18 protein-coding genes are annotated in these 20,740 nt (G+C 62.2%); 3 read left to right on the plus strand and 15 right to left on the minus strand.

Annotated features, from left to right (window positions below; translation table 11 throughout):
- Nucleotides 1-86: 86 nt before the first annotated feature.
- Complete coding sequence (locus ACFOEV_RS14605) at nt 87-2,435, minus strand: Tex family protein (RefSeq protein ID WP_386775191.1); 2,349 nt, start codon at nt 2,433-2,435, stop codon at nt 87-89.
- A gap of 143 nt (nt 2,436-2,578) precedes the next feature.
- The gene (locus ACFOEV_RS14610; protein ID WP_386775193.1) at nt 2,579-2,824 is read right to left on the minus strand and encodes a DUF1127 domain-containing protein; all 246 of its coding nucleotides are present in this window, start codon (nt 2,822-2,824) and stop codon (nt 2,579-2,581) included.
- A gap of 106 nt (nt 2,825-2,930) precedes the next feature.
- On the opposite strand from ACFOEV_RS14610, the gene ACFOEV_RS14615 reads away from it, so the two are divergent.
- Nucleotides 2,931-3,785, plus strand: a complete 855-nt coding sequence (locus tag ACFOEV_RS14615; RefSeq protein WP_386775195.1) for a LysR substrate-binding domain-containing protein — start codon at nt 2,931-2,933, stop codon at nt 3,783-3,785.
- Nucleotides 3,786-4,155: 370 nt separating this feature from the next.
- Nucleotides 4,156-5,844: a methyl-accepting chemotaxis protein gene (locus ACFOEV_RS14620; protein WP_386775197.1), complete on the plus strand. Its 1,689-nt coding sequence runs from the start codon at nt 4,156-4,158 to the stop codon at nt 5,842-5,844.
- Nucleotides 5,845-5,870: 26 nt separating this feature from the next.
- Here ACFOEV_RS14620 and msrB read toward each other — a convergent pair whose 3' ends face one another.
- The 5 genes from msrB to yrfG form a co-directional block, all read right to left on the minus strand.
- Nucleotides 5,871-6,368: a peptide-methionine (R)-S-oxide reductase MsrB gene (gene msrB, locus ACFOEV_RS14625; RefSeq protein WP_386775199.1), complete on the minus strand. Its 498-nt coding sequence runs from the start codon at nt 6,366-6,368 to the stop codon at nt 5,871-5,873.
- Nucleotides 6,369-6,497: 129 nt separating this feature from the next.
- Nucleotides 6,498-8,084: a phosphoenolpyruvate carboxykinase gene (locus ACFOEV_RS14630; RefSeq protein WP_386775201.1), complete on the minus strand. Its 1,587-nt coding sequence runs from the start codon at nt 8,082-8,084 to the stop codon at nt 6,498-6,500.
- A 286-nt stretch (nt 8,085-8,370) separates the two neighbouring features.
- Nucleotides 8,371-9,246: an Hsp33 family molecular chaperone HslO gene (gene hslO / locus ACFOEV_RS14635; protein ID WP_386775203.1), complete on the minus strand. Its 876-nt coding sequence runs from the start codon at nt 9,244-9,246 to the stop codon at nt 8,371-8,373.
- Nucleotides 9,247-9,394: 148 nt separating this feature from the next.
- On the minus strand, nt 9,395-9,784 hold the full coding sequence (locus tag ACFOEV_RS14640; RefSeq protein ID WP_386775205.1) for an RNA-binding S4 domain-containing protein: 390 nt from the start codon (nt 9,782-9,784) through the stop codon (nt 9,395-9,397).
- Nucleotides 9,785-9,792: 8 nt separating this feature from the next.
- Nucleotides 9,793-10,458: a GMP/IMP nucleotidase gene (yrfG, locus tag ACFOEV_RS14645; protein ID WP_386775207.1), complete on the minus strand. Its 666-nt coding sequence runs from the start codon at nt 10,456-10,458 to the stop codon at nt 9,793-9,795.
- 95 nt (nt 10,459-10,553) lie between these two features.
- Between yrfG and nudE the strand changes: the two genes are divergently transcribed.
- Nucleotides 10,554-11,132: an ADP compounds hydrolase NudE gene (nudE, locus tag ACFOEV_RS14650; protein ID WP_386775209.1), complete on the plus strand. Its 579-nt coding sequence runs from the start codon at nt 10,554-10,556 to the stop codon at nt 11,130-11,132.
- Nucleotides 11,133-11,150: 18 nt separating this feature from the next.
- Here nudE and ACFOEV_RS14655 read toward each other — a convergent pair whose 3' ends face one another.
- The 8 genes from ACFOEV_RS14655 to ribH form a co-directional block, all read right to left on the minus strand.
- On the minus strand, nt 11,151-12,233 hold the full coding sequence (locus ACFOEV_RS14655) for an oxidoreductase (RefSeq protein ID WP_386775211.1): 1,083 nt from the start codon (nt 12,231-12,233) through the stop codon (nt 11,151-11,153).
- A gap of 380 nt (nt 12,234-12,613) precedes the next feature.
- Nucleotides 12,614-14,458 (minus strand): dihydroxy-acid dehydratase, encoded by a 1,845-nt coding sequence (ilvD, locus tag ACFOEV_RS14660; RefSeq protein WP_386775213.1) that lies wholly within the window; start codon nt 14,456-14,458, stop codon nt 12,614-12,616.
- 271 nt (nt 14,459-14,729) lie between these two features.
- Nucleotides 14,730-17,153 (minus strand): endopeptidase La, encoded by a 2,424-nt coding sequence (gene lon, locus ACFOEV_RS14665; protein ID WP_386775215.1) that lies wholly within the window; start codon nt 17,151-17,153, stop codon nt 14,730-14,732.
- Between the two features lie 124 nt (nt 17,154-17,277).
- Complete coding sequence (locus ACFOEV_RS14670) at nt 17,278-18,177, minus strand: DUF945 family protein (RefSeq protein WP_386775217.1); 900 nt, start codon at nt 18,175-18,177, stop codon at nt 17,278-17,280.
- A 28-nt stretch (nt 18,178-18,205) separates the two neighbouring features.
- Entirely contained in the window at nt 18,206-18,679 is a 474-nt protein-coding gene (locus ACFOEV_RS14675) for a phosphatidylglycerophosphatase A family protein (protein WP_386775219.1), read from the minus strand.
- Nucleotides 18,676-19,623 (minus strand): thiamine-phosphate kinase, encoded by a 948-nt coding sequence (gene thiL, locus ACFOEV_RS14680; RefSeq protein WP_386775221.1) that lies wholly within the window; start codon nt 19,621-19,623, stop codon nt 18,676-18,678. The genes ACFOEV_RS14675 and thiL overlap by 4 nt, the downstream gene beginning before the upstream one ends.
- Nucleotides 19,624-19,648: 25 nt before the next feature.
- Complete coding sequence (gene nusB, locus ACFOEV_RS14685) at nt 19,649-20,146, minus strand: transcription antitermination factor NusB (protein ID WP_386775222.1); 498 nt, start codon at nt 20,144-20,146, stop codon at nt 19,649-19,651.
- On the minus strand, nt 20,143-20,634 hold the full coding sequence (gene ribH / locus ACFOEV_RS14690) for a 6,7-dimethyl-8-ribityllumazine synthase (protein WP_386775224.1): 492 nt from the start codon (nt 20,632-20,634) through the stop codon (nt 20,143-20,145). Before ribH ends, nusB begins: the two co-directional genes overlap by 4 nt.
- Nucleotides 20,635-20,740 lie beyond the last annotated feature (106 nt).

A 20,740-nucleotide genomic window follows, 5' to 3' on the forward strand; every position in this document is an offset into this window, starting at 1 on the left:
GAATTGTCGTTGGTTTCGAACCATCTGCAAATTGCCCGCAGCCCGCAGCCCGTGGCCCGCTACCCGCAGCTCGTGGCCCGTAGCGGTCATTTCCCTTTGCGCGCCTGCAGCAGCGCCGCCCCCAGGGCACCTAGCTGGCCGCTGTCCTGGCCACGTTGCGGTTCCTTGCCCTGGGGCTTGCGCTGGCCCTTGCGTGACCCGGTGCCATTGGCACCGGCACGTTCGCCGCTGCGCTGTTCTCCCGGCTCATCGGAAAGACGCATCGACAGACCGATCCGCGCACGCTGCAGATCGACGCTCATCACCTTGACCTTGACGATATCGCCGGCCTTGACCACCGAGCGAGGATCCTCGACGAACTTGTCGGACAAGGCCGAGATATGCACCAGCCCGTCCTGATGCACGCCAATGTCGACGAAGGCACCGAAATGGGTGACATTGGTCACGGTACCTTCCAGCACCATGCCCGGCTCGAGATCCTTGAGGGTTTCCACCCCTTCGCGGAATTCGGCAGCGCGGAATTCGGGGCGCGGGTCGCGGCCGGGCTTGTCGAGTTCCGCCAGGATGTCGCTGATGGTCGGCACGCCGAAGTGGTCGTCGACGAAGTCGGCGGGCCGGATCGCTTTCAGGGTGGCGCTGTCGCCAATCAGGCTGGCCACGTCACGCTGGCGCTGCCGCGCGATGCGCTCGACCAGCGAGTAGGCCTCGGGGTGCACGGCGCTGCCGTCCAGTGGGTTGTCGCCGTTCATGATGCGCAGGAAGCCCGCACACTGCTCGAAGGTCTTGGGGCCCAGTCGACCGACATCCAGCAGCTCCTTGCGGCTCTTGAAAGCGCCTTGGGCGTTGCGACGGGCAACGATGTTGTCGGCCAGTCCCGGATTGAGTCCCGAAACGCGTGACAGCAACGCCGACGACGCCATATTGAGGTCGACCCCCACCGCATTGACGCAGTCCTCGATCACCGCTTCCAGGCTCTTCGAGAGTTGCAATTGGGAGACGTCGTGTTGGTACTGGCCGACGCCGATCGACTTGGGCTCGATCTTGACCAGTTCGGCCAGCGGGTCCTGCAGGCGCCGGGCAATCGATACCGCGCCACGGATGGTGACATCGAGATCGGGGAATTCGCGGGCCGCGTATTCCGAGGCCGAATACACCGAGGCGCCGGCCTCGCTGACCATCACCTTGGCCAGGCGCTGCTTGCCGGCCATGGCCTTGACCAGTTCACCGGCCAGCTTGTCGGTCTCGCGGCTGGCGGTACCATTACCCACGGCGATCAACTCGACGCCATGCCTCTCTACCAGCTTACCGAGCACGGCCAGGGATTCGTCCCAGCGGTTTTGCGGTGCGTGGGGATAGATGGTGGCATGCTCGAGGAACTGGCCGGTGGCGTCGACCACCGCCACCTTGCAACCGGTGCGCAGCCCCGGGTCGATGGCCAGGGTCGCCTTGGGGCCGGCCGGAGCGGCCAGCAGCAGGTCCTTGAGGTTGGCGGCGAACACCCCGATGGCCTCCTGCTCGGCGCGTTCGCGCAGGCGGCCCATCAATTCGGTTTCAAGATGCGTATACAGCTTGACCCGCCACGTCCAGCGCACCACCTCCGTCAACCAACGATCGGCGGCGCGCCCCTCGTCACGAATATCGAAGTGCTGGGCGATGGCCACCTCACCGGGGTGACGCGGCGCCTCGTCCTCGCCGGACAGCTTGATGGCGAGCGACAGCACACCCTCGTTGCGGCCGCGAAACATGGCCAGCGCACGATGCGACGGCGCCCTGGCCAGGCGTTCGTCATGCTCGAAGTAATCGGAAAACTTGGCCCCTTCGCCCTGCCTGCCGTCGATGACCCGGGCACTGAGCTGCCCCTCGTTCCATAGCCGCTCACGCAAGCGTCCGACCAGTTCGGCGTCTTCAGCGAAACGCTCCATGAGGATCTGCTTGGCGCCATCCAGTGCGGCCTTGGCATCCTCGATGGCGGGGATATCCCCTTCCGCGGGATGCAGATAACCCTGTGCCGTGGCCTCGGGGTCGAGGTTCGGATCGGCCAGCAGGGCGTCGGCGAGCGGCTCGAGGCCCGCTTCACGGGCGATCTGGGCCTTGGTCCGCCGCTTCTTCTTGTACGGCAGATAGAGGTCTTCCAGTCGCTGCTTGGTATCGGCAGCGCGGATCAGGCCGGCCAGTTCATCGCTGAGCTTGCCCTGTTCGTCGATGGCGGTCAGCACCGCCTCGCGACGCTCTTCCAGCTCGCGCAGATAGCGCAGCCGCTCGTCCAACTGGCGCAACTGGGTGTCATCGAGGCCGCCGGTGACTTCCTTGCGGTAGCGGGAAATGAAGGGCACGGTGGCCCCGCCATCGAGCAGCTCTACGGTGGCCGCCACCTGCTGGGGGCGGACGGCGAGTTCCTCGGCGAGGCGTGCGGTGATCTTGGCGTGTGCGTCCATGAAATCCTTGGCAATCGATATCCAGACAATCGCGACAAGGTATCATAAACGACGTGGCGTCGCGCCCGTCAGCGTGTTTCGCCGCCCGCCTCGCGTTGCCGCTCGAGGGCATTGCGGTAGAGCGCCCCCAGCCGAGAGCGACATCAGCGTCGCCATTCGCCACCGTCCCAGAAAGGCCGGCGTGATTCGCGTTCGACATCCTCGCGAGTCAGGCCGATATCCCGGAGCATCGCATCGCTTAATTCCCGCAGTTGGCGGCGCTCGCGACGGAGCCGAGACCAGCGAGACAGACGAGCCCACCATTCGTCGAACCGGCCCCGGGGGCGGGCGTACAGTGCCTCGACTCGATCGGCGTGAAGTCCAGTGTCGCGGCAGGTTGATAATGTCATGGTGACCTCCTTCCGTGTCTGCTGGAAGTAGTGTCGACCGCGGACTAGAATCAATCCAACGAATGTTTTTGATGCCGAACATCAATAGAAATGATGGAAATACTCCATGCTTCAGACCATCGATCATGAACTGCTACGCACCTTCGTCGCCATCGTCGACCACGGCAGCTTCACTCGCGCCGCCGAAGCGGTCAACCGCACCCAGTCCGCCGTCAGCATGCAGATCAAGCGGCTCGAAGAGGACGTGATCCAGCGCCCGTTGATCGAGCGCGAGGGTCGCATGATGCGCCTGACCAGCGAAGGTAGCACCTTGCTCGGCTATGCACGCCGCATTCTCGACCTGCATGGCGAGGCGCTCAACGTGCTGCGCACGCCCGATATGGTGGGCCGTGTCAGGGTCGGCGTGCCCGATGACTATGTGATGCGCTTCCTGCCCGGTATTCTCAAATCCTTTTCCCAGACCTGGCCTATGGTGGACGTGGAAGTCCATTGCGCGCCCTCCTCCGAGCTGTTGAGCCGACAGAATGGCAGCCTCGACCTGAGTATCGTGACCCGCGAGGTGGGTCACGAGATCGGCGAGATACTGCGTCGGGACGAGACGGTATGGGTCGTTGCCGACAGTCACTCGCCGCATCAGCAGACCCCGTTGCCGCTGGCGCTTTTCGAGGAACCCTGCTTCTGCCGCCGGCATGCGTGTAACGCCCTGGCACGTGCCGGACGGGAATATCGCATCGCCTACAGCAGCCCGAGCCTGGCAACGCTACAGGCGGTGGTCGGCGCGGGGCTGGCCGTCTCGGCGTGGATGAGAAGCCTGGTGACGCCGGGCATGCGCATCCTTGACGAAGCCGACGGTTTTCCAGCATTGCCCGACTCATCGATCGTGTTGCTGCGCGCCCCCGAGGCACACTCTCCCGCCATCGATGGGCTGGCCAGTCATATCATCGAAGGATTCAAGCACTAGGTTCTGTCCGAAAACTGTCTGCGCTTGCCCATGCGGCGTTAAAAATCATCTCAAAATGCTCATTTACACCCACGTAAACTGCGCTTTTTCGATGATTTTTGCCTTGCCTGGCCTTCGCTCGCCGACTTTTCAGACAAAACCTAACCCTTCAAGCCACACAGGCTACGACATTGTCGCTCAGTAAAAGCATTTATTCCTAATATAAAGAAATATGCATATAGTTCTTTTTGACATCCTCCTATTTTCATTCAAGTTCACCGCCTATCTGCCGATGAAATAGTCAGGACGCATACCAACTCAGCGAACCCACCACGCAGCATAAGGACATGCCAATATACAAGAAGCCAACCTGCTCCTTAAGGGGATACTAATGACAAAGCTTCTTAACAAGATAAGTGTCAAATATGCTGTTGCCTTCATTGGGGTAGCTCTTTCATTGCTTATCGTTGTTACGCTCGATTTCCTGCTTGTGAATTCTGTCAAGAATCGCATGGTCGAATTTAGCGGCACCTTCAATACCGCCATATCCACCATACTGAATGCCGATCGCGATCTTTACCAGGCCCACCTCGCCGAGCTGGAATACTTGCGCGCGGAGCCCGGATCAGAGAGAGCGAAAGCCGAACAAAAAAACTATGAGGAGAATGCACAACAGGCCTACGATCGCATGCATGAGTTTTCACAAGTGATGGCGGCCTATCCTGACGTGATCGAGCCATTGAATGAGTTTGAAACGCTATTCACCAATTGGGCCAACCAATCCGAAAAAACGCTTACGCTATACGACAAAGGCGATACCGAGGCCGCAGTGTCCCATGCCGAGGGAGCGTCACGAGATGCGTTCAACGAACTGCGGGAACTCTATAACATCGCCGGCGAAGTCGCAGACGGAAAGATCGTCGAATTGGAAACTGCCACCTTGGCGAGAGTCAGAAATCAGCAATATGTGGTGATCGCTTTTTCGCTTCTGGTTTTCCTCGCCTCTGTTGCCATCGCGCTCGTGGGACCACTCAAGATGTCACGGGCGATCCGGCAGCTGACGCATCGTATCCGCGAGATCACCGAAGGCGACGGCGATCTCACCGCACGCATCGACAGCCGGCGCAATGATGAGATCGCTGAGCTGGCCAACCAGTTCAACGTCTTCGTCGCTCGCATCGACAAGACCTTGCAATCGGTACGCACCAGCACCCGAAGCGTGCACGGTGCCTCAAGCGAGATTGCCAAAAGCAGTCAGGAGCTTGCCTCACGCACCGAGCAGGCAGCCTCCAATCTTCAACAGACATCGGCATCGATGGAGGAAGTCACCGCCACGGTGAACAACACCTCGGATGCCGCTCAACAGGCCAACCAGCTTGTCCAGTCGACGGCAGAAGTGGCCCGTCAGGGCCACCAGGCGATGCGCCAGGTAGAGAACACCATGGATGAGATCAGCACTTCCGCGTCACAGATCAAGGAGATCATTACCCTGATCGACGGCATCGCCTTTCAGACCAACATCCTGGCGCTCAACGCGTCGGTCGAAGCGGCACGTGCCGGTGAGCATGGACGTGGATTCGCCGTCGTGGCGCAAGAGGTGCGTACACTCGCCAGCCGTTCCAGCGACGCCTCGCGAGATATCCGCGAACTGATCGACACCTCGGTGGCTCGTACGCAATCCGGTGCCAGCCTGGTCAAGAGTACCGGCAAAACGATGCAGGAGATCGTGGAGAGCATCGAGCGGGTCACCGAGGTGATCGCCGATATCAGCACGGGCGCAAAAGAGCAGAGCCAAGGCATCGGTCAGGTCAATACGGCAGTCACCGAACTCGACAGCATGACCCAGCACAACGCCGCCATGGTCGAGCAAACCAGCTCTGCTGCGGATGAGATGCGCGAACAGGTCGAACGCCTGAATGCCCTGATCGCCTCATTCCGGTTGAGTGACGAAGGGGAGCCCCGTCTGCCCACCCCCGCTCCAACGGCAGGGGAGCCTATCGAGTCACTATCCGCCAAGCGAGATCGCGACAGGACACCGGTCCCCGACAGGACAGCCATGGCGGAATGGGAGGCATTCTAGCCAACGTCGGTCAATAGACAATGGCGTCAACTGGCGACGAATTTCAGCGCCAGTCCGTTATTGCACCAGCGCAACCCGGTGGGCTCGGGGCCATCGTCGAATATATGGCCCTGGTGCCCCCCACAACGCGCACAGTGGTACTCGGTACGCGGCCAGATCAGGGTGTAGTCGGCCTGCGTCAGCAGGTGGCCTTCGACATGCTCGAAGAAACTCGGCCAGCCGGTCCCGGAGTCGTACTTCATGGCACTGGTGAACAGCAGCAGGTCGCAACCGGCGCAGCGATACTCGCCTTCGCGCGTTTCCTTGTCCAATGGGCTGGAGAAGGCCGGTTCGGTGCCATGGTTTCGCAGTATTTCGAACTGCCCGTCGGTCAGACGCTCGCGCCATTCGGCCTCGGACAGTTCCAGCACTTCGAGCCCTTCCGCCCGCTGGAGGTCGGGCTTGGGACGCGCGCTGACCATGCCGGGTATCACTCCCGCCAGGCCACCGGCCCCTAACAAGCCGAGAAAGTGTCGACGTTTCATGGCAGGACTCCCTCAAGTGCGAACCGAGACAGCGTACGCAAGGGCCCCTCTCTCGGAGGCGAAGGAAAACGGGGTGAGTCTCACGACTCACCCCGTTTCGACCATCCGGCTGCGATAGGGTTCGCTACCTTACGTGAGGCGTGGACCGGCGGCGATGATCGCCGCATCGACCCCGGAGAACTTCTTGAAGTTATCGATGAACTTGGCCACCAGCTCCTGCATCTGGCGGTCGTAGGCACTACGATCGGCCCAGGTTTCGCGCGGGTCGAGCAAAGAGGTCTCGACGCCGGGCACGGCCAGCGGCACCTCCAGGTTCAGCCCTTCGATGCAGCGGGTTTCGACATCGCGCAGCGCACCCGACTGGATGGCACTGATGATGGCGCGAGTGGTGGGGATCGAGAAGCGTGCCCCGCCTTGGCCGTAGCTGCCACCGGTCCAACCGGTATTGACCAGATACACCCGCGAGCCATGGGTCTCGACGCGCTTGATCAGCAGGTCGGCATACTCACGCGCAGGGCGCGGGAAGAAGGGAGCGCCGAAGCAGGTCGAGAAGGTCGCTTCCAGACCAGCGGAAGACCCCATCTCGGTCGAACCGACCTTGGCGGTATAACCGGACAGGAAATGATAGGCGGCGGCTTCCTTGGACAGTACCGAGACCGGCGGCAATACACCGCTCATGTCGCAGGTCAGGAAGATGATGGCATTGGGCTCGCCGGCGCGGTTTTCCGGTACCCGCTTGTCGATATGCTCCAGCGGATAGGCGGCCCGCGAGTTCTGGGTCAGGCTGTCGTCGCTGTAATCCGGCTCGCGACGGTCGTCGAGGACCACGTTCTCGAGTACCGCACCGAACTTGATGGCCTTCCAGATCACCGGTTCGTTCTTTTCGGACAGGTCGATGCACTTGGCATAGCAGCCGCCCTCGACGTTGAACACCGAACCTACCCCCCAGCCGTGCTCGTCGTCGCCAATCAGGTAGCGGGCCGGGTCGGCGGACAAGGTGGTCTTGCCGGTGCCGGAAAGCCCGAAGAACAGTGTCGTCTCGCCATCCTCGCCGACGTTGGCGCTGCAGTGCATGGGCAGTACATCGTATGCTGGCAGCAGAAAGTTCTGCACCGAGAACATCGCCTTCTTCATTTCCCCGGCGTAGTGCATGCCGGCGATCAGGACCTTGCGTGCGGCGAAATTGAGGATCACCACGGCTTCGGAATTGGTGCCGTCACGCTCGGGCTCGCAGACGAAGTGTGGCGCATTGAGAATGGTCCACTCTTCCTTGGCGGCGGGGTTGTACGCCGCCGGGCGCACGAACATGGTGCGCCCGAACAGATTATGCCAGGCGGTCTCGGTGTTGACGCGAATCGGCAGGTAATGGGTGGGGTCGGCCCCGACATGCAGCTCCGAGACGAAGTGATCGCGCTCACCGAGATAGGCCTCGACGCGCGTCCACAGGGCATCGAACTTGTCGGCCGCGAAGGGTCGGTTGACACTGCCCCAATCGATCTGAGCACTGGTGGATGGCTCGTCGACGATGAAACGGTCGGCGGTGGAGCGACCGGTACGCTTGCCCGTATTCACCACCAGGGCGCCGTTGGCGGCCAGCCGCCCTTCTTCTCGCAATACAGCGCGCTCGATCAGTTCGGCACTGCATAGGTTGGTGAAGGTCTTGGGGCTCGCAGCCCCCCTGGTGTCGATCTGGGCAGCAGCGTGGGTCGTGGTCATATCGATGTCCTGGGCCTGGTGGCCGATTCTCTCTCGTTAGCCCGAGTGTCATTCGACGACGGGTCATGGCACTGCACTCGGTCGATGCGGACGAGTGGTCTCGTCTCTGATGATCGATATGACGACCGAGCACCTCGATGGAGTAAACATTATGGCAAAAAGCGCGCCGCTGGAAAACGTTGAAATTAGCGGATTTTCTTGTAGTTTTTCTACTACATAGCGCAATTTACGCCCAGTGCGAAAACCGGGGGAACATGGTGCGGAAGAACGGCATATCCACCGCAGTTCAATGGATGATAGGTGCCGGCGAGTCCGGCGACTCGATCAGGGCCTCGATCTCGGCGGCCGCGAAGTGGTAACGGGTATGGCAGAAATGACATTGCGTATCCACGGCTTTCTGCTCCTTGAGGATGTGGCGAAGTTCTTCGGCACCCAGGCTGTAAAGTGCCTGGGCAATGCGCTCCCGGGAGCAAGTACAGCCAAAGCGTAACCCTTTGGGAGTAAAAACGCGGGTGGTTTCCTCGTGATAGAGACGGAACAGCAGTTCGCGCTGCTGCAGGCCGAGTAGTTCGTCGTTACGCAAGGTGGAAGCCAGGTGCACGGTACGTTCCCAGGCATCCGGATCCTTGTTGGCAGTGTCGTTGGGCAGTTGCTGCAACAGCAGTCCGGCGGCGCGATGACCGTCGGCGGCCAGCCACAAACGGGTCGGCAACTGCTCGGAACGGAAGAAATAGCCTTCCAGACATGACGCCAGGTCGTCGGCGTCCAACGCCACGATGCCCTGGTAGCGATTGCCACCTCGTGGGTCGAGCGTGATCACGATCCGGCCATCGCCAAGCCATCCCCGGAATCCGGCCGTGTCGTCGGGCAGGGCTTGCGTTTCGGACAGTCGGGCAATGGCACGCAGTTCGCCACCGGGGTTGGATTCGGCCATCAGCAGCGACACGGGCCCCTCTCCGCGGACCTCCATGCTAAGGGTGCCGTCTAGCTTGACCGTTTCGGTGAGTAGCGCCACGGCCGAGAGCAGCTCGCCCAGCAAGCGATTGACCGGTGCCGGGTAAGAATGCTTGTCGAGCACTTCCTGGTAAGCGGCTTCCAGGGTGACGATCTCACCCCGTACATTGGTGTCGTCGAAAAGGAATCGTTGGATTTGGTCGGTCATTGTCGATGCCTGAGGTCTAGTGATCTATCAAAGAGGTTGGCAACGGGCCGCGAGCGGCGCGCTACGAGCAGAATGGTGTCAGCGCTCGAAGCTCGAAGCTCGAAGCTCGAAGCTCGAAGCTCGAAGCTCGAAGCTCGAAGCTGCAAGTCTAGTCTTCGCCCTGCTGCCGCTGCAGCCGCTGGAGTTCACGGCGCTGCTTCTTGTCGGGGCGGCGCGGCGGCTGCTGGAAGGCCTGGTTGGCCAGGCGCCGCTGTTCGGCTTCGCGCGTGCGGCGCGCTTGGCTTTCCGGGGTCTCGCGGTAGAGTTCGCGTGCCTCGGGCGCGCCGCGGCGCTGGTCGGCCAGCGCCACGACCTCGACCTCCCAGACATCCCAGCCCTGAGGCACCTTGATCAGGGCCCCCATCTCAACGGCCTTGCTGGTCTTGGCACGTGCGCCGTTGTAGTGGACCTTGCCGCCTTCGATGGCCTTCTTGGCCAACGCTCGGGTCTTGAAGAAGCGGGCGGCCCACAGCCACTTGTCGAGTCGTACCGTTTCCATCACCCACCTCAGGTATGTGGCCGCTCGCCGGGCAGGATGGCGGCGAAGCGGTCCAGCGCGATGAATTCTTCGAGCTCGCGTTCAGGGCGCGTACTGTCGGGCTGCTTGATGCCCAGCAGATAACGAATGCCGAATTCGCGGGCACTTTCCAGGACCGCCGGGTTGTCGTCGATGAACAGGGTCCTGGCGGGATCGAAGGGCTCGATCTCCTGCAATGCGAACCAGAATTCCTGGGCCTCCTTGGCGACCCCGACATCTGCCGACGACACGATAGCGTCCAGGTAGTCCTCGAGGCCGGTCAACGGCAGCTTGAGTGCCAGGCTCTCGCGATCGGCATTGGTGGCCAGCACGACCCGCGGGTGGGCGCGCTTCAACCATTTGAGAAAGTCCAGGGCGTCGCCACGCAGGCCGATCAGATGCTGCACCTCACGCTTGAGCGCCACGATATCCACTCCCAGCTCGCGACTCCAATAGGCCAGGCTGTACCAGTTCAGGGTACCCTGCTCGCGGATGATGCGAGCGCGTAGTTCCTCTTGGGTGGCGTCATCCAGGCGGTGTAATTCGACATAGCGCCTGGGCAGGTGTTCCAGCCAGAAGTGGCTATCGAAATGCAGGTCCAGCAGGGTGCCGTCCATGTCCAGCAATACAGTGTCGATGGCGCGCCAGTCGATCATCGGCCAGTGGCTCCGCGCAAGGGGATTGAATGGTATTGTACTGGATCATCAGGACCGGCAACACATACCCAAAACACCTCGTGCCAGGAGCCCCCATGCCTGCATTTCCCGAAAAGCCGCGCATTCTGTCGCGCCGCGAAGTCACCCGTAGCCGACTGTTCACGGTCGAGGCGCTCGAGCTGCGCTTTTCCAATGGCGCCGAACGTAGCTTCGAGCGCCTGATGGGCAGCGATCAGGGGGCCGTGATGATCGTCGCCATGCCCGACCCGGAACACGTCCTGCTGATCCGCGAGTATGCCGCCGGGTTCGACGACTATGTCCTGACCCTGCCGAAGGGGCTGGTCGACCTGGGTGAGGACATCGTCTCGGCGGCCAATCGTGAGCTGATGGAAGAGTGCGGCTTCGGTGCCCACAGTATCGAGCCCCTGGTGGAGCTGTCGCTGGCTCCGAACTACATGCGCCATCGCATGCAGGTCATGCTGGCCACCGACCTTTACGCCCAGCGGCTGCCCGGCGACGAGCCGGAGCCGCTGATCGTCGAAACCCACGCCATCGACGAACTGCCCGCCCTGCTGGCCCGCGACGACTTTCACGAGGCACGCGCCATCGCCGCGCTATATATCGCTCGCGACAGGCTGCGTGACACGATGGGCACTCGCCCCAAGTTGTGGTAGGGCGTCCGCCAGCCGAATTCAATGCGCATGCAGTCGCTTGGAACCGGCGCTCTCCTTGAGTTTTACCCATCGGCCCTGACGAGAGCTATCGAGCCCCGTCTCGAGCAATTTCATCACCGCCAGGGCATCGTCGACGCCGATCGGACTCGGAGCATCGCCCTCCAGCGCCGCCACGATCCCCCGGTAATAGGCCAGATAGTCACCCGGTAGCGTAGGTTGCTCGCGGGACACCAGCTCGGCGTTCTCGCCTTCCCCATTACGCAGGGTCAGGATCCCGTGGCGACTGTCTTCGCCCCATTGCGGCGCCGGGACTTCACCCGCCTTGAGTCGCTCCTCCTGGGGATCGAGCCCGTACTTGACGTAACTGCCCCGGGTGCCATGGACGGCAAAGCGTGGCGTAGGCTCGGCCACCAGGGTGCTGGCCCTGAGCGTCACCCTGAGCCCGTCATAGTCCAGCAGGGCCAGGAAGTCGTCATCGACCTTGGCACCATCGCGGCGGCTGGCCAGATCGAGCAGGATTTTCCGCGGCATGCCGAACAACTCCCGGGCCTGGTCGAGCAGATGCGGTCCGAGATCGTACCAGATTCCTCCCCCCGGCTTGGGCTGCTCGCGCCAGCGATCGCGCACTTCGGGGCGGAAGCGGTCGAAGCGCGAGTCGAACTGCACTACCCGCCCTAGAGTCCCCTCGGCGAGTAGCGTCTTCAGCGTCAGGAAGTCACTGTCCCAACGCCGATTATGGAATACCGACAGCAGCCGGTCGCTATCATCGGCCTGGGCCTTGAGCAAGCGGGCCTCGGAAAGCGTCACGGTGAAGGGCTTGTCGAGCACGACATGCTTGCCAGCCACCAGTGCCGACTTGGCTAACGGAAAATGGGTCTCGTTGGGAGTAGGAATCACCACCAGGTCGATGTCGTGACGCGCGAACAATGCCTGCGGCTTGGCCTCCACGGCGATATTCGGCAAGTCGGCATGCACCTTGTCGGCATCACTCGACGACACCGCTACCAGTTCCAGGCCGGGAGTGGCCAGGATCAACGGGATATGAAAAGTCTTGCTGGCAAAGCCGTAGCCCACCACGCCAACGTTGAAGGTTTTCTTCATCCCGACTCCTCGTTCAGATTGCGCCATCATTCTCGATAGTACCGGGTAGATACGCCTTCGTTATGCACGTGAGTCTGATGCATATCAAAAAAGGATCAAAGAAACGTCATGTCGACCTTCGTCTAGTCAACCATACTGAGTGCGGATCGTGTCATCAGCCACTCATCAGGGAGGTTGCAGGATGTGCTGTTCCGAAGACAGTCTTGACATGCTTGTGCTGTGGTTCGAATTGGAATGCGAGCTTCAGGCACTTGAACAAGCCCCGAACGCCATTCGCGAGGCTGCCTGACGCATCGCGCCAGACAGGGAAATCGTCGGATTTCATCGAGGCCCGCACCAACAGGTGCGGGCCTCGTTTTGTGCTGTCTGGCTTGGTGATGTCAATCCAACTTGGTCAGATCGCGCACCGCACCCTTGTCGGCAGAGGTAGCGAGCAGCGCATAGGCCTTGAGTGCCGCCGACACCTTTCGGTCACGTTGGATGCCGGGTTTCCAGGCCCCACTGCCTCGATCCTCCATGGCCTTGCGGCGCGTATCCAATTCCGCGTCGGACAACTTGACATCGATGGCACGGCCAGGGATGTCGATGCGAATGATGTCGCCGGACTCGACCAGGCCGATGGCGCCGCCCGCCGCGGCTTCCGGCGACACATGGCCGATCGACAGCCCCGAGGTACCACCGGAAAAGCGCCCGTCGGTGAGCAATGCACAGGCCTTGCCCAAGCCCTTCGACTTCAGGTACGAGGTCGGATACAGCATTTCCTGCATGCCCGGTCCACCCTTGGGTCCCTCGTAGCGAATCACTACGACCTCGCCTTCGGTCACCTTGCCCTGAAGAATGTGCTCCACCGCCTGATCCTGGGACTCGACCACGTGGGCCGGGCCCTCGAAGACCAGAATCGAGTCGTCGACGCCGGCGGTCTTCACCACGCAGCCGTCACGCGCAATGTTGCCGTAGAGCACCGCCAGTCCGCCCTGCCGGGAGAAAGCGTGCTCGAGGTCGCGGATGCAACCGGTGGCGCGGTCGCCGTCCAGGCTCGGCCAGCGCGCGCTCTGCGAGAACGCCGTTTGGGTGGGAATGCCACCGGGGCCGGCCTTGAAGAACTCCACCACCTCGGGGGACGGGCTTCTCATGATGTCCCACTCGTCGAGGGCGTCCTTGAGGGTATCCCCGTAGACGGTGGGAACCCGGGTATCCAACACCCCGGCGCGGTCGAGCTCGCCAAGGATCGCCATGATCCCGCCGGCGCGGTGCACATCCTCGATATGATACTTCTGGGTATTGGGCGCGACCTTGCACAGCTGGGGCACTTCCCGCGACAGCCGGTCGATATCGGCCATGGTGAAGTCGATCTCTGCCTCCTGGGCAGCGGCCAGCAGATGCAGGATGGTGTTGGTGGAGCCACCCATGGCGATGTCCAGCGTCATGGCGTTCCTGAACGCCGCCTGGGAGCCGATGGCCCGGGGCAGCAGGTGTGCCTCCTCGCCTTCGTAGTAGCGCTTGGCCAGTTCGACAATGCGATGCCCGGCAGTCTCGAACAGCCGACGACGGTCGGCGTGGGTGGCCAGCACGGTACCGTTGCCCGGCAGCGCCAGACCCAGCGCCTCGGTCAGGCAGTTCATCGAGTTGGCGGTGAACATGCCCGAACAGCTGCCGCAGGTCGGGCAGGCGCTGCGCTCGACCTCGGCCAGGGTGGCATCGTCCACCGAATCATCGGCGGCCATGACCATGGCGTCCACCAGGTCCAGGCCGTGGTCGAGCAGCTTGGTCTTGCCCGCTTCCATGGGGCCGCCGGAAACGAAGATCACCGGAATGTTGAGGCGCATGGCGGCCATCAGCATGCCCGGGGTAATCTTGTCGCAGTTGGAGATGCACACCAGCGCGTCGGCGCAATGGGCGTTGACCATGTACTCGACGCTGTCGGCGATGATGTCGCGGCTCGGCAGCGAGTAGAGCATGCCGTCATGGCCCATGGCGATGCCATCGTCCACCGCGATGGTATTGAACTCCTTGGCCACGCCACCGGCCTTCTCGATCTCGCGGGCCACCAGTTGTCCCATGTCCTTGAGATGCACGTGCCCGGGTACGAACTGGGTGAAGGAGTTGGCCACGGCAATGATCGGCTTGTGGAAGTCATCGTCCTTCATGCCAGTGGCACGCCACAGAGCGCGGGCGCCGGCCATATTGCGGCCGGCGGTGGTGGTGCGGGAACGATATTCGGGCATGCTGTCCTCTATGCGCTTGCGCCGTCTTGGCCCACCCTCGCTCGGGGAGGAATGGGCCGACGGTCTCGGTGTCCAGGTTGGCCGTTGATTCTGGCACGACCGAGGGCGGCTGGCCAGATGACGGGCTTCGGGCTTCGGGCTTCGGGCTTCGGGCTTCGGGCTTCGGGCTTCGGGCTTCGGGCTTCGGGCTTCGGGCTTCGGGCTTCGGGTTTATAGTTTACAGCTTACAGCTTACAGCTCGTAGCTCGTAGCTCGTAGCTCGTAGCTGAACTTAGCCGAATACCACCTTGGCCACATCCTGATAGCGCTTGGCGAAATGCACCGTCATGCCGTCCTTGAGGAAGTCCGGCAGTTCGTTGTAGTCGCGGCGGTTGGCGTCGGGCAGGATCACCTCGAAGATATCGCTGCGCCGTGCAGCGATGATCTTCTCGCGAATGCCGCCCACTGGCAGCACCTGGCCGGTGAGGGTCAGCTCGCCGGTCATCGCCAGTTGCCGATCGACGGACTGGTGGCGAGCCAACGACAGCAAGGCCGTGGTCATGGTCACCCCGGCCGAGGGACCATCCTTGGGCGTGGCGCCTTCCGGGACGTGCAGGTGGATGAAGGCGTCGTTGAAGAAGTCGGCATCGGCGCCAAACTCCCCCAGGTGGCCCTGGACATAGCTGTAGGCGATATTGGCCGACTCCTGCATGACATCACCGAGCTTGCCGGTCAGCTTGAAGCCGCGATCCAGGGCATGCACCTTGCCGGCTTCCACCGGGAGGGTAGCCCCGCCCATGGCGGTCCAGGCCAGCCCGGTGACCACCCCTTCCCCCTTGAGCACCTGCTCCTTGCGGAACAACGGCGCGCCGAGGAATTCCTCGAGGTTGTTGACCGATATCTTGACCGTCTGCTGCTCGCTCTCCAGCAACTTGACCGCTGCCTTGCGCACGATGCGGTGGAGTTGCTTCTCGAGCTGACGTACGCCGGCCTCACGCGCATAGCCTTCGATCACCTGCTTGAGCGCGGCCCGAGTGAGGTTGATGCGCTTCCTGGGGATCTTGTCGCGCTTCAATAGCTTGGGCCACAGGTGATGCCTGGCGATGGCCAGCTTCTCTTCGGCGATATAACCCGACAGGCGAATCTGCTCCATGCGATCGAGCAACGCCCCGGGAAGCGTATCCACGGTGTTGGCGGTACACACGAACAGCACCTTGGACAAGTCCAGGCGCACGTCCAGGTAGTGGTCGAGAAAGTCGATGTTCTGCTCCGGATCGAGTACCTCGAGCAATGCCGAGGCCGGGTCACCCTGAAAGGACTGCCCCATCTTGTCGACCTCGTCGAGCATGATTACCGGGTTCTCGACCTCGACTTCCTTGATTGCCTGCACCAGCTTGCCGGGCATGGCCCCGATATAGGTGCGGCGGTGGCCCTTGATCTCGGCTTCGTCGCGCATGCCACCCACCGAAAAACGGTAGAACTCACGCCCCAGCGCCTCGGCGATGGAGCGCCCAACCGACGTCTTGCCGACCCCGGGCGGACCGACCAGCAGCAGGATCGAGCCACCGACATCGCCCTTGAAGGTGCCCTCGGCGAGAAATTCGATGATGCGGTCCTTGACGTCGTCCAGACCATCGTGGTCGCGGTCGAGAATTTGACGCGCATGCTTGAGGTCGAGCTGATCCTGGCTGGTGATGCCCCAGGGCAGTGAGGTCAACCAATCCAGGTAATTGCGGGTAGTGCCATACTCCGGCGACCCGGTCTCCAGTACCGAGAGCTTGTCGAGTTCGTCGTCGATCCGCTCCATGACCCGCTCGGGCACCTGGAGTTCGGTGAGACGCTTGCGGAAGGTATCGACATCGTTCTCGCGATCGTCCTTGGAAATGCCCAGTTCACGTTGAATGATCTTGAGCTGTTCGCGCAGGAAGAACTCGCGCTGACGCTGCTGCATCTGAGCATTGACCTGCTCGCTGATCTCACTCTGGAGTTGGGCGACCTCGATCTCCTTGCGTAACAGCGGCAGTACCTTCTGCATTCTCTCCATCACCGGCAGCGTCTCGAGAATCTCCTGCAGTTCGGGACCCTTGGCCGAGGTGATGGCCGCGGCGAAGTCGCTCAGCGGCCCTGGCTCGTGCGGGCTAAAGCGATTCAAGTAATTCTTGAGCTCTTCGCCGTAGAGCGGGTTGATCGGCAGCAGCTCCTTGATGCCATTGATCAGTGCCATGGCATAGGCCCGCGTCTCGTCTTCCTCGGCTTTGACCGGCTCTCTCGGATAGGTGACCTCGACCAGGTACGGTGGCTTCTTCGATAGCCAACGCACGATACGGAAGCGCCGCATACCCTGGGCGATGAACTGAATCTGTTCATCCTCGCCTTGCACCTTGTGCACGCGCACGGCGGTACCAATCTCGGGAAACTGGTCGAAGCTCAGATTTTCGACCCCGGCATCACCGACGAAAGCGACCCCCAGAGTATGATGGGGGGTATCGGTCACCCGCTGCATGGTGTCTTCCCAGCGCGGGCGATGAATCACCAAAGGCTGTACTTGGGCGGGAAAGAAGGGTCGATTGTGGATCGGCAGCAGATAAAGGTGTTCCGGCAGATAATCCTGGGTAGGAACCACCGCTCCACTCTGACGGGAGTCGTGACGCTGTTCCTCATCCTCGGAAGCTTCGGAAATGACATCATCATATAGGTCGTCGTCGTGCTCGCTCATCATGCATCCTGTATCGAGAGGTCCGTTGACCGCGTTGGGTACTGGAATGCGGGCGCTGATGACGAACTTCAAGCACCTAAGGTGTGTTCACGATAATCCGTCAACCACGGTAACGACAACATCGCTAAGGGAATGATGGCAATGGGCGTCCATTGACCGTCACTTCACCGGCCTCGATCTCGATCGTCAGGCGCTCGGTATCCAACGGCAGGCCAAGCTGCATGGCTACCAGGGGCGGCGGAGCCGTCCAGGTGAAGTGACCGTCGAGACGCGATCGCCAATGCTTCCGACCGGCGGCACTCTCCAGGTCGGTCAGCCTGAACTCACCCCAGTCACCGCCCGTGAAGCGCAGTTCACCGACGATATCGACTGACAGGCCGAGAGAAGGACTCGATACGCGCAAGGTTTCCAGCGACCAGCGCGGCGGTCGCTGGCCCGTGCCGGCCCGGTAACGGGTCTCGAGGGTCAGCGGCTCCACCAGCAGGGCGCTCTCCCCTTGCTCGACCTGCAGAGGCCCGACACGGGCCTGCACCTGCAGATCGTCTTGGCGACCATCGAGCACCAGTTCGCCGCCCTGGAAATCGAACTGTCGCTCGCCCTCGGTGGCTCGAAACGCCGCCAGGTCGACACGTACCGTCATGTCGTTGGACAGGGTTCGATAGTTGGCATGCCAGCGTGGCGGCGTGGCGGGCAGGCGCTCGCCGAACAGCGGGACCGCCTCCTCGGCGAGGATCGGCATCAGGCTGCCATCGGCACGCGTGGAGAGAAGTCCATGACGCGCGGTGTACGGCAGCTCGATCCGCCAGCCGTTGTCGAGCCGTGGCGTCACGACGATCTCGCCATGCGACGCGAACCAGCCCTGCTCGACCCCACGACGCTCGACCTGAAGATCGCTGCGCGCATCGAGACGATTCACGATGCGCTCGAGCTCACGCTCGAAGAGCAGGCTGGAGGTGGCCTGGGCAGCCAGATACCCCACCCCCAGCACCGCGATGACGATAACAACGAACAGTCCCTTGCGCATGGATCTCCTCGTCAGGAAGTGTCTTTTCTCAATGCAGCCATAACCACAAGTGGATGCTCCCCCACGCATAAAGAGCGGCCATGACATCATCGATCATGATACCGAAGCCACCGGCCACCCGGCGGTCGGCCCAACGAATGGGCCAGGGCTTGAAGACATCGAAGATGCGAAAGACGACAAACCCCCACAATGCCGCTTCCCAGGAAAACGGCACCGCCGCCATGGTCAGCCAGTAACCGACGAATTCGTCCCAGACGATCCCCGAGTGGTCGTGCACCCCTAGATCTCGCGAGGTCTTGTCACACAACCAGATGCCGATCAGCATGGCCACGCTGACCAGGCTCAGGTACCAGCCCAGCGGCAGGTCGGACATCAGCCAATAGACGGGAATCGCTGCCAGAGTGCCGAAAGTCCCCGGCGCCCAGGGCACGGCGCCACTGCCCAGGCCAAAGGCCAGGAAATGCGTGGGACGCCGCCAGACGCTCGCGGGAGCGCGATTCATGGAGTGTCCCCGCGAAAGTGCAGCCAACCACTCGGAATCGAATCGGCCACCCCGCGGATGCCCGGCTCGGCGGCAAGACTGCCGATCACGGTCAGGGGAACACCCAGCGCCTCCAGGCGTGCACGCGCCTCGTCGACAGCGGAGGGCGGCAAGCTGACGAGCAGTTCATAGTCGTCGCCACCGCCCAGGGCGGCGCGATAGGCCTCTTCCTCGCCCAGGCGCTCGACCAGGCCGGGCGCCAGGGGCAAGGCCTCGCCATCCAGATCGGCCCCTACGCCAGACGCCTCGCACACATGACGCAAGTCCGCCAGCAGGCCATCGGAGACATCGATGGCGGCCGTGGCCACCCCGCGCAACGCTTGCCCGGCGGCGATACGGGGCTGGGGCAACAGATAGGCGGCCAGCAAGGGATCATCGAGATTGCGCTCGCCATCCTGCCAGGCCCGCAAACCGCCATGCCCACCGCCGAGGGTACCGGTCACCGCCAGCACGTCGCCCGCTCGGGCACCATTGCGCCGCAACGCCGTACCTGGCGGCAACTCGCCATGCACGGTAACGCCGATGCTCAATTCACCGCGGGCGATATCGCCACCCACCAATGACACGCCACTGGCATCGCACAATTCATGGAAGCCTCGCGCGAAGTCGGCGAGCCAGTCGTCCTGCGCCTCGGGGAGCGTCAATGCCATCAGGCACCAGCGCGGCGTGGCCCCCATCGCCGCCAGATCACTGAGGCTGACCGCCAGCGCCCGATGGCCAATGGCATGGGCCGGCGCTGCGGCGGGAAAGTGTACATCGACGACCGAGGTATCCACGCTCACGACCAGCCAGTGCCCAGGGCTGGGCTGCAACAGGGTACAATCGTCTCCCACTCCCAACTGCACGCTGTCGTCAGCGGGCTGGCGAGAGAAGTAGCGGGCGATCAGCTCGAACTCGCTGGACATCTGGCTAGGCATCGTCCAGGACATGTCAGCGACGCGCGCTGACCTCGGAATAGCGCAAGCGTGCCGCTAGCTTGTCGAGAATGCCATTGACGTACTTGTGACCGTCGGTGGCACCGAAGGACTTGGCGAGCTCCACGCCTTCGTTGATCACCGCCCGATAGGGCACTTCCATGCGCCGCGACAGCTCATAGGTCCCCAACCGCAGGATCGCCAACTCGATGGGATCGAGATCTTCCAGGCGACGGTCGAGTACCGGGGCGATGGTGGCATCGAGATCGGCCTGGAAGCGCACCACGTTATGCAGCAGTTCATGGAACAGTGCCAGGTCGGCGATTTCCATCACCTTATGCCAGTTCTCGTGATCCTCCAGGTCGTCGTCGGCGATCTGGCTACGAAACTCGGCTTCCACCACGGAGATCGGCTTGCCGGTCAGTTGCCACTGGTAAAGCCCCTGCACGGCGAGCTCACGGGCCGCATGGCGTGCCTGCTGTGCCTTCGACGGGGCGCGATGCGATTGGCTCATGCCTCACCTCCGTCTTGCGCGAAGCAACGCAGCAGCGAGACCATTTCCATCGCCGCCATGGCTGCCTCGGCGCCCTTGTTGCCAGCCTTGGTGCCGGAACGTTCGATGGCCTGCTCGATGGAGTTCACGGTCAGTACACCATTGGCGATGGGCGTGTCGAATTCGAGCTGCAGGTTGCCGAGTGCCGCATTGCAACCGCCTGCCACGTATTCGAAATGCGGAGTGCCACCACGAATGACCGCCCCCAGGGCAATGACGGCATCCGGCCTGGCGACCTTCAAGACCCGCTTGACCGCCAGCGGCAGCTCCCAGGCGCCCGGTACGTGAACGATATCGATATGCTCGGCATCCACGCCATGACGCACCAGGCTATCCACAGCGCCTTCCACCAGGCTATCGACCACATGGTGGTTGAAGCGGCCCACCACGATCACGTAGCGACCATCGACATCGGTGAAGCTGCCTTCGACTTGGGAGATAGGTTGCATGGTATCCAATCCTGCTTAATCTGCAGCGTGCCCATGGGACACATCATAAAGGGGGCCTGTCACGAGGCCCCGGTCAAGGGCGACACTCTGGCCCAGCGGGCCGAGG

Source organism: Litchfieldella rifensis (assembly GCF_042646605.1).
Taxonomy (GTDB): Bacteria; Pseudomonadota; Gammaproteobacteria; order Pseudomonadales; family Halomonadaceae; genus Litchfieldella; species Litchfieldella rifensis.

What these genes read in the sequence shown, in the direction of transcription:
- ACFOEV_RS14670 (WP_386775217.1), bottom strand. Translation starts at nt 18,177, where the DNA reads ATGCGCAAGGGACTGTTCGTTGTTATCGTCATCGCGGTGCTGGGGGTG.
- ilvD (WP_386775213.1), bottom strand. Translation starts at nt 14,458, where the DNA reads ATGCCCGAATATCGTTCCCGCACCACCACCGCCGGCCGCAATATGGCC.
- nusB (WP_386775222.1), bottom strand. Translation starts at nt 20,146, where the DNA reads ATGAGCCAATCGCATCGCGCCCCGTCGAAGGCACAGCAGGCACGCCAT.
- ACFOEV_RS14605 (WP_386775191.1), bottom strand. Translation starts at nt 2,435, where the DNA reads ATGGACGCACACGCCAAGATCACCGCACGCCTCGCCGAGGAACTCGCC.
- msrB (WP_386775199.1), bottom strand. Translation starts at nt 6,368, where the DNA reads ATGAAACGTCGACACTTTCTCGGCTTGTTAGGGGCCGGTGGCCTGGCG.
- ACFOEV_RS14620 (WP_386775197.1), top strand. Translation starts at nt 4,156, where the DNA reads ATGACAAAGCTTCTTAACAAGATAAGTGTCAAATATGCTGTTGCCTTC.
- ribH (WP_386775224.1), bottom strand. Translation starts at nt 20,634, where the DNA reads ATGCAACCTATCTCCCAAGTCGAAGGCAGCTTCACCGATGTCGATGGT.
- yrfG (WP_386775207.1), bottom strand. Translation starts at nt 10,458, where the DNA reads ATGATCGACTGGCGCGCCATCGACACTGTATTGCTGGACATGGACGGC.
- lon (WP_386775215.1), bottom strand. Translation starts at nt 17,153, where the DNA reads ATGAGCGAGCACGACGACGACCTATATGATGATGTCATTTCCGAAGCT.
- ACFOEV_RS14655 (WP_386775211.1), bottom strand. Translation starts at nt 12,233, where the DNA reads ATGAAGAAAACCTTCAACGTTGGCGTGGTGGGCTACGGCTTTGCCAGC.
- ACFOEV_RS14630 (WP_386775201.1), bottom strand. Translation starts at nt 8,084, where the DNA reads ATGACCACGACCCACGCTGCTGCCCAGATCGACACCAGGGGGGCTGCG.
- ACFOEV_RS14675 (WP_386775219.1), bottom strand. Translation starts at nt 18,679, where the DNA reads ATGAATCGCGCTCCCGCGAGCGTCTGGCGGCGTCCCACGCATTTCCTG.
- nudE (WP_386775209.1), top strand. Translation starts at nt 10,554, where the DNA reads ATGCCTGCATTTCCCGAAAAGCCGCGCATTCTGTCGCGCCGCGAAGTC.
- ACFOEV_RS14640 (WP_386775205.1), bottom strand. Translation starts at nt 9,784, where the DNA reads ATGGAAACGGTACGACTCGACAAGTGGCTGTGGGCCGCCCGCTTCTTC.
- thiL (WP_386775221.1), bottom strand. Translation starts at nt 19,623, where the DNA reads ATGTCCAGCGAGTTCGAGCTGATCGCCCGCTACTTCTCTCGCCAGCCC.
- ACFOEV_RS14610 (WP_386775193.1), bottom strand. Translation starts at nt 2,824, where the DNA reads ATGACATTATCAACCTGCCGCGACACTGGACTTCACGCCGATCGAGTC.
- hslO (WP_386775203.1), bottom strand. Translation starts at nt 9,246, where the DNA reads ATGACCGACCAAATCCAACGATTCCTTTTCGACGACACCAATGTACGG.
- ACFOEV_RS14615 (WP_386775195.1), top strand. Translation starts at nt 2,931, where the DNA reads ATGCTTCAGACCATCGATCATGAACTGCTACGCACCTTCGTCGCCATC.